The sequence below is a fragment of the Streptomyces sp. NPDC030143 genome (assembly GCF_055573695.1).
Map to the genome: position 1 here is coordinate 44,440 of NZ_JBVIAY010000014.1, position 15,720 is coordinate 60,159.

The 15,720-nt window shown below is 72.6% G+C and carries 19 protein-coding genes and 1 pseudogene; 11 read left to right on the top strand and 9 right to left on the bottom strand.

Annotation, left to right across the window (positions count from 1 at the left end):
* Nucleotides 1–17: 17 nt before the first annotated feature.
* The gene (locus tag ACZ4YY_RS23360) at nucleotides 18–200 is read left to right on the top strand and encodes a hypothetical protein (RefSeq protein WP_468293347.1); all 183 of its coding nucleotides are present in this window, start codon (nucleotides 18–20) and stop codon (nucleotides 198–200) included.
* 300 nt (nucleotides 201–500) lie between these two features.
* Here ACZ4YY_RS23360 and ACZ4YY_RS23365 read toward each other — a convergent pair whose 3' ends face one another.
* Nucleotides 501–3,773, bottom strand: coding sequence for a S41 family peptidase (locus ACZ4YY_RS23365; protein WP_468293350.1), 3,273 nt, complete (start codon nucleotides 3,771–3,773; stop codon nucleotides 501–503).
* Between the two features lie 194 nt (nucleotides 3,774–3,967).
* On the opposite strand from ACZ4YY_RS23365, the gene ACZ4YY_RS23370 reads away from it, so the two are divergent.
* Complete coding sequence (locus ACZ4YY_RS23370; RefSeq protein ID WP_468293353.1) at nucleotides 3,968–4,567, top strand: TetR/AcrR family transcriptional regulator; 600 nt, start codon at nucleotides 3,968–3,970, stop codon at nucleotides 4,565–4,567.
* 437 nt (nucleotides 4,568–5,004) lie between these two features.
* Nucleotides 5,005–5,604, top strand: a complete 600-nt coding sequence (locus ACZ4YY_RS23375; RefSeq protein ID WP_468293356.1) for a lamin tail domain-containing protein — start codon at nucleotides 5,005–5,007, stop codon at nucleotides 5,602–5,604.
* 59 nt (nucleotides 5,605–5,663) lie between these two features.
* On the opposite strand, the gene ACZ4YY_RS23380 is transcribed toward ACZ4YY_RS23375, so the two are convergent.
* Nucleotides 5,664–6,023: an ATP-binding protein gene (locus tag ACZ4YY_RS23380; RefSeq protein WP_468293775.1), complete on the bottom strand. Its 360-nt coding sequence runs from the start codon at nucleotides 6,021–6,023 to the stop codon at nucleotides 5,664–5,666.
* A gap of 126 nt (nucleotides 6,024–6,149) precedes the next feature.
* On the opposite strand from ACZ4YY_RS23380, the pseudogene ACZ4YY_RS23385 reads away from it, so the two are divergent.
* The 5 genes and pseudogenes from ACZ4YY_RS23385 to ACZ4YY_RS23405 form a co-directional block, all read left to right on the top strand.
* Nucleotides 6,150–6,338: pseudogene (locus tag ACZ4YY_RS23385) on the top strand (transcriptional regulator); the annotation flags it as partial.
* Nucleotides 6,335–6,529: a DUF397 domain-containing protein gene (locus tag ACZ4YY_RS23390; protein WP_468293359.1), complete on the top strand. Its 195-nt coding sequence runs from the start codon at nucleotides 6,335–6,337 to the stop codon at nucleotides 6,527–6,529. The pseudogene ACZ4YY_RS23385 and the gene ACZ4YY_RS23390, both read left to right, overlap by 4 nt.
* Before the next feature lie 76 nt (nucleotides 6,530–6,605).
* Complete coding sequence (locus ACZ4YY_RS23395) at nucleotides 6,606–6,908, top strand: hypothetical protein (protein WP_468293362.1); 303 nt, start codon at nucleotides 6,606–6,608, stop codon at nucleotides 6,906–6,908.
* Between the two features lie 96 nt (nucleotides 6,909–7,004).
* Nucleotides 7,005–7,496, top strand: coding sequence for a YbaK/EbsC family protein (locus ACZ4YY_RS23400; protein WP_468293365.1), 492 nt, complete (start codon nucleotides 7,005–7,007; stop codon nucleotides 7,494–7,496).
* Complete coding sequence (locus ACZ4YY_RS23405) at nucleotides 7,493–8,338, top strand: EamA family transporter (protein ID WP_468293367.1); 846 nt, start codon at nucleotides 7,493–7,495, stop codon at nucleotides 8,336–8,338. Before ACZ4YY_RS23400 ends, ACZ4YY_RS23405 begins: the two co-directional genes overlap by 4 nt.
* Nucleotides 8,339–8,417: 79 nt before the next feature.
* Here ACZ4YY_RS23405 and ACZ4YY_RS23410 read toward each other — a convergent pair whose 3' ends face one another.
* Nucleotides 8,418–8,813: a VOC family protein gene (locus ACZ4YY_RS23410; protein ID WP_468293370.1), complete on the bottom strand. Its 396-nt coding sequence runs from the start codon at nucleotides 8,811–8,813 to the stop codon at nucleotides 8,418–8,420.
* 295 nt (nucleotides 8,814–9,108) lie between these two features.
* Between ACZ4YY_RS23410 and ACZ4YY_RS23415 the strand changes: the two genes are divergently transcribed.
* Both ACZ4YY_RS23415 and ACZ4YY_RS23420 read left to right on the top strand, forming a co-directional pair.
* The gene (locus ACZ4YY_RS23415) at nucleotides 9,109–10,005 is read left to right on the top strand and encodes an arylamine N-acetyltransferase family protein (protein ID WP_468293373.1); all 897 of its coding nucleotides are present in this window, start codon (nucleotides 9,109–9,111) and stop codon (nucleotides 10,003–10,005) included.
* A gap of 6 nt (nucleotides 10,006–10,011) precedes the next feature.
* A complete protein-coding gene (locus ACZ4YY_RS23420; RefSeq protein ID WP_468293376.1) occupies nucleotides 10,012–10,287 on the top strand; it encodes a DUF1876 domain-containing protein in 276 nt (91 codons plus the stop codon).
* Here the strand turns inward: ACZ4YY_RS23420 and ACZ4YY_RS23425 are convergent.
* The 6 genes from ACZ4YY_RS23425 to ACZ4YY_RS23450 form a co-directional block, all read right to left on the bottom strand.
* Nucleotides 10,277–11,470 (bottom strand): serine hydrolase domain-containing protein, encoded by a 1,194-nt coding sequence (locus tag ACZ4YY_RS23425; protein WP_468293379.1) that lies wholly within the window; start codon nucleotides 11,468–11,470, stop codon nucleotides 10,277–10,279. The genes ACZ4YY_RS23420 and ACZ4YY_RS23425 overlap by 11 nt on opposite strands.
* 59 nt (nucleotides 11,471–11,529) lie before the next feature.
* Nucleotides 11,530–11,976, bottom strand: a complete 447-nt coding sequence (locus ACZ4YY_RS23430; RefSeq protein WP_468293382.1) for an organic hydroperoxide resistance protein — start codon at nucleotides 11,974–11,976, stop codon at nucleotides 11,530–11,532.
* Nucleotides 11,977–12,081: 105 nt separating this feature from the next.
* The gene (locus ACZ4YY_RS23435; RefSeq protein ID WP_468293385.1) at nucleotides 12,082–12,543 is read right to left on the bottom strand and encodes a MarR family winged helix-turn-helix transcriptional regulator; all 462 of its coding nucleotides are present in this window, start codon (nucleotides 12,541–12,543) and stop codon (nucleotides 12,082–12,084) included.
* Entirely contained in the window at nucleotides 12,540–13,298 is a 759-nt protein-coding gene (locus tag ACZ4YY_RS23440; RefSeq protein WP_468293388.1) for an energy-coupling factor ABC transporter ATP-binding protein, read from the bottom strand. Before ACZ4YY_RS23440 ends, ACZ4YY_RS23435 begins: the two co-directional genes overlap by 4 nt.
* A complete protein-coding gene (gene cbiQ, locus ACZ4YY_RS23445) occupies nucleotides 13,286–14,047 on the bottom strand; it encodes a cobalt ECF transporter T component CbiQ (RefSeq protein WP_468293391.1) in 762 nt (253 codons plus the stop codon). The genes ACZ4YY_RS23440 and cbiQ overlap by 13 nt, the downstream gene beginning before the upstream one ends.
* A 1-nt stretch (nucleotide 14,048) precedes the next feature.
* Complete coding sequence (locus ACZ4YY_RS23450) at nucleotides 14,049–15,107, bottom strand: energy-coupling factor ABC transporter permease (RefSeq protein ID WP_468293394.1); 1,059 nt, start codon at nucleotides 15,105–15,107, stop codon at nucleotides 14,049–14,051.
* A gap of 182 nt (nucleotides 15,108–15,289) precedes the next feature.
* Between ACZ4YY_RS23450 and ACZ4YY_RS23455 the strand changes: the two genes are divergently transcribed.
* The gene (locus ACZ4YY_RS23455) at nucleotides 15,290–15,649 is read left to right on the top strand and encodes an SsgA family sporulation/cell division regulator (protein ID WP_468293396.1); all 360 of its coding nucleotides are present in this window, start codon (nucleotides 15,290–15,292) and stop codon (nucleotides 15,647–15,649) included.
* Nucleotides 15,650–15,720: the final 71 nt, after the last annotated feature.

The following is a 15,720-nucleotide window of genomic DNA, read 5'->3' on the forward strand; positions in this document are numbered from 1 at the left end:
TACGGGAGTGAACCCACATGGGTATGAAGGACAAGTTCCGCGACCAGTCCGAGCAGCTGCAGGACCAGGCCCGTCAGAAGATGGACGAGACCCGGGAGCAGGTGCAGCGCCGCGGCCGCCAGCGCGACCGTGACGAGGACACCGAGCGCACGCCGCAGCGCGACGAAGAGGACCGCATCCGCGAGGACTTCGACGCCTGACGCGGTTCTCCGGACGACGCCGGACAGCTGAGCGTCACGCTCACGCGGAAGGAGGGGTGCCCCCGACGGGGGGCACCCCTTCTGCGCGTCCGGGCAGCGCGGCCCTCCCTGCTCCCGTACGCACGTGCGCGTCGGCCCCGTGTTCCGGGCACGCCGGCATCCCCGTGTTCCGGGGACGCCGGCTACCGGGCCCCCGTGTTCCGGGGCACGTCGGCCTCGTGTACCGGGGCACGCCGGCTCCCGGGCCCCCGTGTTCCGGGGCACGTCGGCTCCCGGGCACCCGTGCTTTCGGTGCCTCACTCAACCCCGGGGCGGCAGTTTCGGGCGGGAGCGGTCGGGGATCGCGCGGAGGTCCGGCGGGGAGGCCGGGGGATGGGCCGCGAGGAGGTCAAGGGCGAGGCGCACCGCGTCGTCGAGTTGGGCGTTGCGGCCCTCGGCCCAGTCCAGCGGGGTGCGCAGAACCTCCAGGTCGGGGATGACGCCGTGGTTCTCGACGGACCAGCCGTAGGCGTCGAACCAGGCCGCGTTCATCGGGACGGTGATGACCGTGCCGTCGCCGAGCCGGTGCCGGCCGGTCATGCCGACGACACCGCCCCAGGTGCGCTGGCCGACGACCGGCCCGAGTCCGAGCAGTTTGAAGGCGGCCGTGATCATGTCGCCGTCGGAGGAGGTCGCCTCGTCGGCGAGCGCCACCACCGGCCCCCGGGGCGCGTTGGAGGCGTAGGAGACGGGCTGGGCGTCGCGGGTGAGGTCCCAGCCGAGGATCGTGCGCGTGAGCTTCTCCACGACCAGTTCGCTGATGTGCCCGCCCGCGTTGCCGCGCACGTCCACGATGAGCGCGGGCCGGGAGACCTCCATGCGCAGGTCACGGTTGAACTGCGCCCAGCCCGAGCCGCCCATGTCGGGGATGTGCAGGTAGCCGCAGCGGCCGCCGCTCAACTCCCGTACCACGGCGCGTCGTTTGGCCACCCAGTCCTGGTAGCGCAGCGGCCGTTCGTCGATCAGGGGCACCACGGCCACGCGCCGCGCGTGCCCGTTCTCGCCCTCGGCCGGGGTGAAGGTCAGCTCGACCGTCGTGCCGCCCGCCTGGGCGAGGAGGGGGAAGGGCCCGGCGACCGGGTCCACCGGACGTCCGTCGACGTTGGTGAGCACGGCGCCCTCCCGGATCCCCGTCCCGGCCAGCGGCGAACGCGCCCTGGAGTCGGAGGAGTCGCCGGGCAGGATCCGCCGGACGACCCAACCGCCGTCACGCAGGACGAAGTTGGCGCCGAGGAGGCCCTGACGGCGCTGGTAGTGCGGTGGGCCCTCGTTGCGTCGGGCGGCGGTGACGTAGGCGTGCGAGGTGCCGAGCTCGCCCAGCACCTCCCGCAGCAGATCGGCGAACTCGTCGGGGGAGGTGACCCGTTCGACCAGCGGCCGGTACTGCTCCAGCACCCCCTCCCAGTCGATGCCGCACATCCCCGGATCCCAGAAGTAGGCCCGGATCAGCCGCCCGGCCTCCTCGTACGCCTGCCGCCACTCGGCGCCCGGGTCGGCCTCGTGCATGATGCGGCGCAGGTCGATCCAGACCGTGCTGTCGAGGTCGCCCGACTCCGTGGAGGGCACCGCCCGCAGGTCGCCCTCGTCGACCACGACCAGCCGGGTGCCGTCCCCGCTCACCGCGAACCAGTCGAGATGGCCGACGAGTTCGGTCTTCTTGGCCTTGCTGATGGTGAAGTGCTCCAGCGTGGGCCGCCCGCTGGTGTCGTCGGGGTTGGCGAACGTCTCGCCGAGCGCGCCGGAGATCGGCCAGCGCAGCCACACCAGCCCGCCGCCCGCGACCGGGTGCAGCGCCGAGTACTTGGAGGCGGCCACCGGGAACGGGGTGACCCGGTTCTCCAGGCCCTCGACCTCGACGGTCACCGTCCCGTCGCCGCCCTCGTCGTCCTCCAGCGGGTCCAGTCCTCCGGCGGCGGGCCGCCCCTCCGGGTTCAGGGCGAACGGCGACGGCGTCGCGGAGGACAGCGGCACCAGGTAGGGCCGGCAGCCCAGCGGGAAGGACAGGTCCCCGGTGTGCACGTCGTACACCGGGTCGAAGCCGCGCCAGGACAGGAACGCCAGATAGCGGCCGTCGCGCGTGAAGACCGGGTTCTCGTCCTCGAACCGTCCGTTCGTCACGTCGACGATCAGCCGCTCGCCGTCGTCCAGCCCGGAGACGCGCGCGATCTTGATCTGGCGCAGCGACCGTCCGATCCCGGGATGGGACCAGGTCAGCCACGCCCCGTCCGGGGAGAACGCCAGGTCCCGCACGGGCCCGTTGACGGAGGAGATCAGCTCGGTCACCTCGCCGTCCGACGGTTCCGCCCCCGCGGCGGCCGTCGTGTCGGCGGCCACGGTGAGCAGCAGCAGCCGTCCGTCGTGCGCGGCGATCGCGAGCCGTTCGCCCTGCGGGTCGGACACCATCTCCAGCACCCGCCCGAGCCGCCCGGAGGCCAGCCGCCGCGGTGCGGGCTCCCCGCTCGCGCGCGGCAGGTACACGATCTCGACGGCGTCCTCGCCCTCCGCGTCCGTCACGTAGGCGACCTGTCCGCCCGAGCCCAGCATCTCCGGCAGTCGCACCCGCACCCCGGGTGTGTCGGTGAGGGTCCGCGCGGGCCCGTCCCGGTGGGTCAGCCAGTACAGGCTGCCGCGCACGACGACGGCGCCGGCCCGCCCGGTCTCGTCCACCGAGATCCCGTCCAGGTGCTGCGCGGCCGGGACCTGGTACGTCCGCCGTCCCGCGCGCGGTCCGTTCAGCCGTACGTCGAGGCGGCGCGGCCCGGACCCCTCGGACAGGTCGTCGACGATCCACACGTCGCCCGCGCACTGGTACACCACCCGGGTGCCGTCGCTGGAGGCGTGCCGGGCGTAGAAGGCGTCGTGGTCGGTGTGTCGGCGCAGGTCGGAGCCGTCGTGGGCGCAGGAGTAGAGGTTGCCCACGCCCTCGTGGTCGGAGAGGAACGCGATGCGCCCGCCGACGAACATGGGGGAGTGCAGATGCCCGCCGAGGTCGGGCAGGAGCCGCTGTCCGTGCAGCCACAGCCGGCCCGTGGCGCCGCCCCGGTACCGCTTCCAGGAGGCCGGTTCGTGCGGTGGGGTGCCGGTGAGCAGAAGGGTGCGGCGCTCGCCGCCGACGTCGGCGACCTGGAGGTCGGAGACCGGGCCCCAGGGGAGTTTCCGGCCCGGATCGCCGTCCGGGGTGATCTTGTAGGCCCAGGTGAAGTGGGAGAACGGCTCGCCGTGGGAGGCGACGGCGAGGATGTCCCCCTCCGGGGTCCAGCCGCAGACCTGGGTGTCCGGGCTGCCCCAGTAGGTCAGGCGTCGTCCCGGCCCGCCGTCCACCGGCACCAGGTGGATCTCGGGGACGAGACTGCGCCAGCTCGTGTAGGCGATCCGGCGGCCGTCGGGCGAGAAGCGGGGGTGGCCGGCCTTGGTGCGGTCGACGGTGAGTCGCCAGGCGCGGTCCGGCCGGTCGAGGGGGGCCAGCCAGAGGTCGTCCTCGGCGACGCAGCACAACAGGTCATCGCTCAGGTGGGGCAGGCGCAGATAGGTCACGTTCCCATGCTTTTCCTCTCGACAGGGCCGGGCAACTCGTGTCGTATCCGCACGATCGGGCACCCCCTGAGCCGTGCGGGATGCGTAGGTGAACCATTTACGTACGAAACTGTTTCGTTTCGTTCGGGGTTGCGCTACATTCGTCGTGTGCGCAACGCAGTCGCACGAGCCGTACGGAGTGGAAGGTGTACGCCATGACTGAGGTCGCCACGGCGCGTCGCAGTCGGATCACCCCCGAGCGCGAGGCCGAGTTGTACGCGGCCGTGCTCGACCTGCTCCGCGAGGTCGGCTACGACGCCCTCACCATGGACGCCGTGGCCGCGCGCACGAGATCCAGCAAGGCGACGCTCTACCGCCAGTGGGGCGGCAAGGCCGAGCTGGTCGTCAGGGCCATGCGGCACAGCAAGCCGGTCAGCATCGCCGACGTGGACACCGGATCCCTGCGGGGCGACCTCCACGCCGTCGTCACCCGCGAGGACGACTGCACCATGGAGCGCAACTCCGACCTCATGCGGGCCCTGGCCATGGCGACGCACACCAACCCCGACCTGCAGCGGGCGTTCAAGGAACTGCTCGTCGAACCGGAGATGGACGAGTTCAAGCGGATCCTGCGACGCGCCGTCGACCGCGGCGAGGTCCGCGCCGACTGCCCGGCGCTGGAGTTCATCGTGCACATGATGGTCGGCGCGTTCGCGACCCGCACGCTGATCGACGACCTCCCGCCCACGCAGGAGTTCCTGCGGGCCTACGTCGACGCCGTGGTCCTCCCTGCCCTGGGCGTCCCCGCCACCTGACCGTCCCCGCCACCTGACCGTCCCCGCCACCTGACCGTCCCCGCGGTCCACCCCTGGACCCTGCCCTGCCCTGCCCGACATCGGCGTCGAGGGCGAGAGAGGGCTGCGCGCGCGAAGGGCGAGGGCACGGAGCCGGTGCGCGCCTGGCGGGCCGCACCCGAAGGCCCACCGGTGAGGGCTCCGCGGGAACGGGGCGCCCTCACCGGCTTCTTCGTGACGCACTTTCGGGTGAGGGGCCGGGAGGCGCCGGACCGTGAGGGCCGGTGGGGACCGCTCTCCGCGGCTTTCAGGTCATAGATGGACATTGCAGACGAGTGTCACCAAAACATGGAGGATTCGTAACCAGGGGCGCGGATGGCGCGAATATCCCGTGTCGGGTGATCAGGTGTGCGTGTCGCGGCCGACCGGCCGCGGCTCGCACCACGCAAGGAGACCTTGTGTTCGTTCCGCCTGTTTCCGCCCTTCGTCTGGCCGCGGCCTCCCTCGCGGCCGCCGCCGTGGTCGGGGCCGTGGCCCTCCCGGCGTCCGCCGCCGGCCACCCGCGCCCCGAGCGGCCGAAGGTGGAGATCAGCGCCGTGCAGTACGACGCACCGGGCCGCGACAGCCGCTCCAACCACTCCCTGAACAAGGAGTGGATCGAGCTGACCAACACCACCCGCCACGCGATCGACCTGGACCGGTGGACGCTGTCGGACGAGGACGGCGACACCTACACCTTCCACCGCTACCGCCTCGCCCCCCGCGCCACGGTCCGGGTCCACACCGGTGAGGGTCGCGACACCCGCACCGACGTGTACCAGGACCGCCGCCGTCACGTCTGGGACAACCGTTCCGACACCGCGACCCTGCGCAACGACCGCGACCGCGTGGTCGACGAGGAGTCGTGGGGTGACCGCCGTCACGACGGCGGAGGCCACCACCACGGCGAGGGCCGTCACCACGGTGGGGACCGTCACCACGGCGGAGACCGTCACCACCACGGTGGGGACCGTCACCACGGCGGCGACCGTCACCACCACGGCGGAGACCGCCACTGACGTCTGAGTGCCGCACGCGGCGCGTCCGACCCTCCTTCCGGGTCGGGCGCGCCGCTCGTCTACGTCCTGACCTCGGCCCACACGGTCTTGCGCGGAAACGGCTCCGCGGCCACGCCCCACCGGTCCGCCAGCGCGTCGACGAGAACCAGCCCCCGCCCCGAGTCCGCCTCCGGCTCGGGCCGCCCGAGGCGCGGCAGTCGGTCCCCCCGGCTGTCGGTGACCTCGATGCGGAGCGTGCCCGCGATGACGTGCACACTCAGCCGGAAGTCCCGCCCGCGGACCCGCCCGTGCGCAGCGGCGTTGGCCGCCAGCTCGGCGACGATCTGCGCAGCGGGATCCAACGGCAGGTCCCAGGAGCGGAGTTGCTCGGTGGCGAGGAGCCGGGCGAGACGCGCTCCACGGGCGGTGGGGGAGAGCAGGACGGTGAAGTCGCGGAAGCGGGTGGCGAGATTTTGTTTTCGGGGGCACGGGCCTCTTGATTCATGTCACTCAGCGTGGCTGCTGTTGCTTACTGGAGTGAGCGCCGACGCCTGTGCGTAGCGTGACTGTTCCACGTGTTGAAGTTCGCCGACGGTACGGGCATCGGCCGGTGCGCGGGTGCGTTCAACGGCCGCCCCGTCTCCAGCCCGAAGGATCTTCGGATCCTTGAACTGCGTTATGGGATGATCCGGGCCCAGGCCCTCCCGCCGAGGGAGTCGCTGGCCTTCATCGAGCAAGCGCTGGGGAGACTATGAGCGCCACGGAACTCCACTGGTTCAAGAGCAGCTACAGCGACAGCAGTGACATCAACGACTGCGTCGAAGTCGCCACCACCCCCGCCGCCATCCACATCCGGGATTCCAGGAACCCCTCCCGCGCGACCCTCACCGTCGCCCCCACCACCTGGTCCGCCTTCGTTCTGGGGGTCGCACCCCAGACAGGCTGAGTACCCGCCCCCATGCCGGGGCGGGCCCCCTCCCGCGAGGATCGTGTCGACCCCACGCGGAAGGAACGGAACAGCGATGAAACCGACGACCCTGCTCGCGGGCGCGCTCTGGACACTCACGATGGCGTCGCTCGCCTGGTTGACGTTCCTCGTCGGCATGGTGGCCGTCTGGCTCGCGGCGGAGGGCGAGCCGGTCGGCGGCTTCCTCCTCCGGTACGGCCTGATCTACGCGGCCTTCGCCGCCGTGCTCACCGCACTGGCCTTCGCTCCCGGTATCCGCCGCCTCGCCGTGTCCGCGCGTCTGCTCCTGCTGGGGGTGCTGGCCGCTCCCGTGCCCGTGGGGCTCGCCCTGTGGACGTGGGCGAACGCGGGCGCGTGAAGCGGCGGACGGTGACGGTCGAGCGACCGCGATCACCCCGGGCCGCACCGCGCAATGCGGTCGCGTGCCCCGTACACCCACCGCTAGCGTGCGGCCATGACGACGTCAGGAGCGCACCCCCGTTTCGCCGAGGCCCTGCACCACCTCGGGCTGCACGACCTCCCCGCCCGCATCCGCCGCTTCCCGGACGCCACCCGCACCGCGGCGCAGGCCGCGGCCGCGATCGGCTGTGAGCTGAGCCAGATCTGCAAGTCGCTGGTCTTCGCCGCGGACGGCGTGCCGGTGCTGGTGCTGATGGACGGGGCGTCGCGGGTCGACGTGGCGCTCGTGCGGAAGGAACTCGGCGCCGACGAGGTGACGCGGGCCGACGCCGACGCCGTCCGGGAGACGACCGGGTACGCGATCGGAGGTGTGCCGCCCTTCGGGCACCGCACCCGCACCCGTGTCCTCGCCGACCGCGGTCTGCTCGCGCACGACGTGGTGTGGGCCGCCGCGGGCACCCCGCACACGGTCTTCCCCATGGCGCCCGACGAACTGGTGGGACACGCCGGCGCGACACTCGTGGACGTGCGCGAGCGCACCGCGTGACGCCGCTGGTCACCACGGCCGTCCTGCTCGCCGCCGTCACGCACGCCGCGTGGAACGCGATCGCCCACCGCATCACCGACAAGCTCACCGGGTTCGCGCTGATCTCCGGCGGCGGGCTGCTCATCGGGCTGGCACTCGCGCCCTTCGCCGCGTTCCCCGCGGCGCGGGCCTGGCCGTACCTGCTGTCCTCCGCCGTCATCCACATCGCCTACTACGCGCTGCTGATGCGGTCGTTCCGGCTCGGCGACTTCGGGCAGGCCTACCCGATCGCGCGCGGGTCGGCGCCGCTGGTCGTCACCGTCCTCGCCGCCGTGTTCGCGCACGAGGTGCCCGACGGCTGGGCGGCGGCCGGCATCGTCGTGTCCTGCGCGGGGCTCACGGGCGTGGCGCTGTGGGGTCTGCGCGGACGCCGCCCGAACTGGGCGGCGATCGGCGCCGCGCTCGCCACCGGCCTGACCATCGCCGCGTACACGGTCGTCGACGGCCTCGGCGTGCGCGCCTCCGGCTCCTCGCTCGGGTACATCGCCTGGCTGATGGCCGTGCAGGGCACCGTCCTGCCCGCGTACGCGCTCACCCGCCTGCGCGGTGAGACCCTCACCGTCCTGCGGCCGTACGCGGCCCTCGGCCTGCTGGGCGCCGCGCTGTCCGTCGCGGCCTACGCCCTGGTCCTGTGGGCGCAGACCCGCGCCGAGCTCGCCCCGATCGCCGCACTGCGCGAGTCGTCGATCATCGTCGGCGCGGCGATCGGGGCGGTCTTCTTCAAGGAACGCTTCGGCGCACCCCGCATCGCCGCGGCGGTACTCGTCGTCGTGGGCATCGGACTGATGCTGCACACGGGGTGAGGCCGACGCCCCAGGTGTGCTGACCGGGGAGGTCGGTGACGCGGCCGGCTGGGGTGTGGTCGCCGATGCCGGTCAGCCCCTAGGGCCGGACGTACGGTCGCGTCAGGATCTCCATGTTGTGGCCGTCCGGGTCGGCGAAGTACGCGCCCCTGCCGCCGAACAGGTCGTTCACGCGGCCGGAGTCGGTGTGGTTCGGGTCGGCGTAGTAGGTCACACCGAGCTTCTCCAGGCGGTCGATCATCGCGTCGAACTGGTCGTCCGCCACGAGGAACGCGTAGTGCGCGGACTGGATCGGCTCGTCGCGCTTCTCGTAGTAGTCGAGGGTGACGCCGTTGCCCAGGTCGAGGGGCAGGAACGGCCCGAAGGGCGCGCCGACCTCCAGACCGAGGACGGCGCCGAGGAAGTCGGCCGAAAGCCGCCGGTCACGGGCGTAGACGACGGTGTGGTTCAGCTGGGGCAGAGGGCTTGCGGACATGGTGAGGTCGTTGTCTCCGGGTCTCGGGTGCCTGGGGTGAGGGAAGTCGAGGACACGGAGAGCGCGGCGGGCCCCTGGCCCGCCTCGTGCTCACGCCGAGGCCGGGCGCCTCACTCGTGCGTGGCCCATGGCCGACCCGGCAGTCATGACGCCGACGCTAGCGCGGGTCACGAGCGCCGCGCAATCAAGATCCCGGCCATGTGCGACTCGTTCCGAGGACCTACGACCAGGGCCGCAGTACCTCGCCGTTCTCCCGCCCGAGGCCGTCGGGTGATCGCCTGGTTACGGTGAAACCATGGCCGAGACCGAGCAGTTCACCTCCGACGACCTGGACGCCTACTTCGAGCGCGTGGGCTGGACGGGAGCCCGCGGTGCCGAGGTCGCCACGCTGCGGGGCCTGCATCTGGCGCACATCCGCTCCGTCCCCTTCGAGAACCTCGACCCCGTCCGGGGGCTGGCCCCTTCGCTCGCCGCCGCCGACCTGGTCGCCAAACTGGTCCGCGGCCGGCGCGGTGGCTACTGCTACGAGCACAACACGCTCTTCGCGGGCGTCCTGAAGGCGCTCGGCTTCCGGGTGACGGGTCTCGGGGCCCGGGTCGTGGTCGGCGCGGAACGCTTCGAGGACCGGCCCCGCACGCACATGGCGCTGCTCGTTCAGGCGCCCGGCGATCCGCAGCCCTACCTCGCCGACGTCGGCTTCGGCGCCCCCGGAGCGCTGCTCGAACCCGTACCGCTGACCCCGGACACCGTCTTCGACGGCGCGGGCCGCCGCCACCGCCTCACCCACGCCCCGCACCACGACGGCCCGCTGCCGCTGTGGGTCCTGGAGCAGTACGCCCCCGAGAAGCCCACGGAACCGACCGAGGGCGCGGACGGGTCCGGGGCGGCCGACCCCTGGCGTCCCCAGTACGTCTTCACCCTCGACCCGTTCGTGCACGCCGACTTCGAGGTCGTCAACTGGCACGTCGCCACCAACCCGCGCTCCCCCTTCAGCGGGCGCCTCTACGCCCAGCGCGTCACCGCCACCCGCCACCTCCTCCTCAGCGGCACCCACCTCACCGAGACCCGCGCCGACGGCACCACCGGCGAGCGCGAGCTCACGGGCGAGGAGGACGCCGTGCGCGTCCTGGAGGAACAGTTCGACATCGCCGTACCGGAGGGGACACCCTGGAATCAGATACTCCGGAGGTGATCGGTCATGATGCACACCGCAGTGGGATGGCATGTGGAGCTGGAGTTCCAGGAGGACGACCAGCACACCAGCGCGGTCGCCATGGTGCGGCTGCCCGACGGGTCCGAGGTCAGGGCCCGGGGGAACGCCAGCCGGCACCGGGTCGACGCCAACCAGCCCCGGGTCGGTGAGGAGATAGCGGGTGCCCGCGCCCTCAACGAGCTCGCCATGCAGCTCCTCACCAAAGCCCACACGGAGATCGACGACGCGTCGGGCCGGACGTCGCACCCGATCAACGTATGAGGGCGGCTCCCCGTGAGCGGCCGGGGGCGGTCGCCGTGCGCACGGCCCGCAGCAGCGCCTGAGCGCGCGGATCCGCCGTCACGCTCTTGCGGAACCCGTTGGTGACGTAGCCGACCGCGAGGCCCGACTCGGGGTCGGCGAGACCGAGGGCGCCGCCTCGGCCGGGGTGCCCGAAGGAGGTGGGGGACAGCAGCGGGGAGGCGGCGCCGTGCAGCATGGGGCCGAGACCGAACCGGGTGTTCACGACGAGCACCCGGTCCGGCCCGGCGGACCGCTCACCGCGCGCGAGTTCCACCGTCCGCGGTGAGAACAGCCGCCTCCCGCCGTCCACCTCGCCGATCAGCGAGGCGTAGAAGCGGGCCAGGCCGTCCGCCGTCGCGATGCCGTTGGAGGCGGGGAGTTCGGCGGCCCGGTAGGCGGGGTCGTTCTCGTCGGGCAGCGGGGTGATCGCGGCGAACGCCCGGCGGGTGAGCGAGCCGGGGTCGGCGTACGCCTCGGCGACGGCCCGCTTGGGGCGGGTCCGCACGCCTCCCGCGGCGATGGGGACGACCACCTCGCCCACCCGTCCGACGCGTTGCGACCGCCGGGCCGGCAGGCCCAGCCACAGGTCCGCCCCGACCGGTGCGGCGATCTCCTCGGCGATCCAGGCACCGATCGTGCGCCCGGTGACCCGCCGCACCAGCTCCCCGGTCAGCCAGCTGTACGTCTGCGCGTGGTAGCCGTGGTCCGTGCCCGGTTCCCACACCGGCGCCTGCGCCGCGACGGCCGCCGCGCCGAGCTCGGGGTCGGCTGCCTCGGCGGGCGTCAGCGGCCGGTCCAGCACGGGCACCCCCGCGCGGTGCGCGAGCACGTCCCGCACCAGGGTCCGCTCCTTGCCGGCCGCCTTGTACTCCGGCCAGTACGCCCCCACGGGCGCGTCGAGGTCCAGCTCCCCGCGCTGGTGGAGCAGGAGCAGGGCGGCGGCGGCGACGCCCTTGGTCGCCGAGCGCACGATCTGCGCGGTGCAGGCCTCCCAGGGCTCGGTCCCGTCCACGTCCCGGGTGCCGCCCCACAGGTCGACGACCTTGTGGCCGTCCCGGTAGACGACCACCGCGGCGCCCCGCTCCTGAAGCGCCTCGAAGTTCTGCACGAACGCCTCCCGGACCGGCTCGAAGCCCTCGGCCACGGCACCGTTCACGTCCACGTCCGCTCTCCTTCGCTCACTGCTCGCCGCCGCCGGTGCGGCCGGGGTGTCTCCCCCTCTCACCCAAGCAGGATCGTCACGTCGATGTTCCCTCGGGTCGCGTTGGAGTAGGGGCACACCTCGTGCGCCGCGTCCACCAGCTTCGCCGCGAGGTCGGTGTCGAGGACCGGCAGCGAGACGCTGAGGGCGACCGCGAGGCCGTAGCCGCGGCTCGTGTTCGGGCCGATGCCGACTTTCGCCGCGACCGTGGATCCGGTCAGGTCGTAGCCCGCCCGGTTGCCGACCAGGATCAGCGCGTTGTGGAAGCAGGAGCTGTAGCCGGCCGCGAAGAGCTGCTCGGGGTTGGTGCCGTTGCCGTCGCCGCCCAGCTCCGGGGGCATCGCGACCTTCAGCTCGATCTGGCCGTCCTGGCTGGTGACGTATCCCTCCCGACCGCCGTGCGCGGTGGCCTCGGCGACGTACACGATCTTCGTCGGACGGGTGCCCGCAGCGGCGGCGTCAGTCATGACCGGACCTTCCCAGAACAGGTGTGCACAAGTACATCGTGCACAAGGTACCGACCGGTAGGGAGAGGTGCGGCCCCCAGGGGTGACCACCGGGATGATCCGGGATCAGCGCGCGCGGTCCGCCGCCGCTCCCGCCCGCTCCGCGAGGCCCCACAGTTCCTCGCGCAGCCGCGCCACCTCCGCCGTTTCCAGGCCGGCCGCCGTGAGCAGCGCGCCGGGAACGCGCTCCGCGCGCCCCTTCAGCTCCGCCGCGCGCCCGGTGCACACCACGAGCACCGAGCGCTCGTCATGCGCCGAGCGCTGCCGGCGCACCAGCCCCGCCGTCTCCAGCCGTTTCAGCAGCGGCGACACCGTGCCGTAGTCGAGCCGCAGGGCCCCGGCCAGCTCCTTGACGGTGATCTCGCCGCGCTCCCACAGCACCAGCAGCACCAGGTACTGCGGATAGGTCAGCCCCAGCTCGTCCAGGAGCGGACGGTACGCGGCCGTCACCGCGCGCTGTGCGGCGTACAGCGCGAAGCACAGCTGCTCGTCCAGCAGCAGCGAGCCCTCGGTCTCCTCGTTCGTCACGCGCCCATTGTCACGGAGCGCGGGTCGAACCCGAAGGGCAGCTCCAGACGGTGGGCGCGCATCAGCGCGTCGTCGGCGAGCAGGTCGGCCGTGCGGCCGTCCGCCGCGATGACGCCGTCACTGAGAACCAGCGAGCGCGGGCACAGCTCCAGCGCATAGGGGAGGTCGTGCGTGACCATGAGCACCGTGACGTCCAACGAGCGCAGGATGTCGGCCAGTTCGCGGCGCGAGGCGGGGTCGAGGTTGGAGGACGGCTCGTCCAGGACGAGGATCTCCGGCTCCATCGCCAGCACGGTCGCGACGGCGACCCGGCGACGCTGCCCGAACGACAGGTGGTGCGGCGGACGGTCCTTGAACTCCGCCATGCCGACCCGCCCGAGCGCGCGGTCCACGCGCTCCTCCAGCTCCGCGCCCCTGATCCCGGCGGCGGCCGGCCCGAACGCCACGTCCTCACGCACGGTCGGCATGAACAACTGGTCGTCCGGGTCCTGGAAGACGATGCCGACCCGGCGCCGGATCTCGGCCATGTGCTGCCTGCCGACGGGCAGCCCGGCCACCGTCACCGTGCCGGCGCCGCCGGTCAGGATGCCGTTCAGGTGCAGCACGAGCGTCGTCTTGCCGGCGCCGTTCGGCCCGAGCAGCGCCACCCGTTCGCCGCGCGCGATCGAGAAGTCCACGCCGAACAGCGCCTGATGGCCGTCGGGGTAGGCGAAGGCGAGGCCCGAGACCTCGAGGGAAGCGGTCACAGCGTCCATCCCAGCACACAGACGACGAGCGCGGACAAGGGGAGCGCGAGGGCGTACGACCACTGCGCGCGTGAGGCGGTCACCTCGTCGATCACCGGCATGCTGCCGGCGTACCCGCGGCTGACCATGGCCAGGTGCACCCGCTCCCCGCGCTCGTAGGAGCGGATGAACAGCGCGCCGGCGGTCTTGGCGAGGACGCCCCAGTGCCGTACGCCGCTCGCCTCGAACCCGCGCGACTCCCGGGCGATGCGCATGCGCCGCATCTCGTCCGTGATGACGTCGCCGTAACGGATCATGAAGGACGCGATCTGGACGAGGAGCGGCGGGAGCCTCAACCGTTGCAGACCGAGGAGGAGTTCGCGCAGCTCGGTGGTGGCGGCGAGGATCACCGAGGCGGCCACCCCCAGGGTGCCCTTGGCCAGCACGTTCCACGCGCCCCACAGACCGCTGACGCTGAGCGACACGCCGAGGACGTCCACCCGCTCGCCCTCCGCCACGAACGGCATCAGCACCGCGAACGCCACGAACGGCACCTCGATCAGCAGCCGCCGCAACAGGAATCCGGCGGGCACGCGGGCACGGAACGCGACGACGCCGAGCAGGACCGCGTACAGGCCGAACGCCCACATGGCCTCGCGCGGCGTCGACACGACGACCACCACGAAGGCGAACGTGGCGGCCAGTTTGGTGTGCGGCGGCAGCGCGTGCACCGCCGAGTGCCCGTGCCGGTAGAGCTTGTGAGCGTGCCCGGCGCCCATCTCAGACGTTCTCGAGCGCGGTCGGCGAGGTGTCCGCCGAACGGCGCCGGCGCACCGCCCAGAACACACCGGTGCCCGCGACGACCGTCGCACCGACGCCGATGACGCCGGCCAGCCCCCCGGACAGGCGGGCGTCGTCGACGTCCTTGACGCCGTAGTCGGCGAGCGGGGAGTCGGCGGCCGCGTGCTCCTCGGCCTTCTGGTCGATGCCCTGGTCGGCGGCGACCTTCTCCAGGCCGTCGGGGTTCGCGGAGGCGTAGAAGCTGACGAAGCCGGCGAGGACGAGGGAGGTGACCAGACCGCTCACCCAGAGCGTGCGCCGCGAGGTGCGTGCCGCGACGGGCGCCGTGCGCGCCTCCTCGGCGGCGGGCGCGTCGACGAGTTCGCCGTTCACGCGCAACCGGAGCTTCTGCCGCAGACCGCGCGCTCCGTGCACGAGGTCCGGGCGCACGGCGATGACGGCGCCGACGGTCAGCGCGGTGATCGCGGCCTCACCGAGGCCGATCAGCACGTGCACGCCGACCATCGCGGTGGCGACCTTGCCGATCGCCACGTCGGTGGTGCCGCCGATCCAGTAGATGAGCGTGAAGGCGAGGGCGGCGGCCGGCACGGACAGCAGCGCGGCGACGAAGGAGGCGGTGGTGACGGACCGGCGGCCGCGCGGCAGCACCTTCACCAGGGCGCGGAAGACGGTGTACGCCACGACGGTCGTCACGCCCGCCATGACGGTGATGTTCACGCCGAGTGCGGTCAGGCCGCCGTCGGCGAAGAGGATGCCCTGCATCAGCAGGACCACGGACACGCACAGGACCCCGGTGAAGGGGCCCACGAGTATCGCGGCGAGCGCGCCGCCGAGCAGATGGCCGCTGGTTCCCGCCGCGACGGGGAAGTTCAGCATCTGCACGGCGAAGATGAACGCCGCCACCAGGCCGGCCAGCGGTGCGGTCCGCTCGTCGAGTTCGCGGCGCGCGCCGCGCAGGCTCACGGCGATGGCGCCCGCGGCGACCACTCCGGCCGCGGCGGAGGTCGGGGCGTCTATGAATCCGTCGGGTACGTGCACCGTTCGATGATAGTGGCCTAATGCGAACGGGTTGCAAGAGCGAGGATGTCCCGTTCGGGATCCGTGTATCGCACATGTGAGATAGGCCGGCCCCGAGGAGCGGCTCCCGGAAAATATGCGACATTGGAGGGGGGTGGACGCACAGCTTCCGCACAGGTCACCCAGGGTGAAGGGTCCGGTCGATGTCCGTAGTCGAGCAGTACGCGCGAGCCCACATCGTCACCGACGCCGACCGCCTCGAGGAGGAACAGGCGGCCGTCCCCGTCGTCCTGCGCTACGACCCCGAGGACGATCCGCGTGCGGTCCGGGTGGGCCTGCCGGGGCGACGGGAGTGGACGCTCGCCCGGGCCCTGCTCGAACAGGGCCTGCGCGCCCCCGTCGGCAGCGGCGCGGTGCGCGTGTGGCCGTGCGGGCGCGTCCAGGCCGTCGTCGAGTTCCACTCCGCGCAGGGTGTCTCGGTCGTGCAGTTCGAGTCCAAGACGCTCCTGCGGTTCCTGCGCCGTACGTACACGGCGGCACAGCAGCCCACCGTCAGCCGCTGACCGACGACGGTGCTCGACCCGCGGCGGGCGGCTCCCGGCCGGCCGCGGTCAGCCGGCCGCCGTCAGTGGTC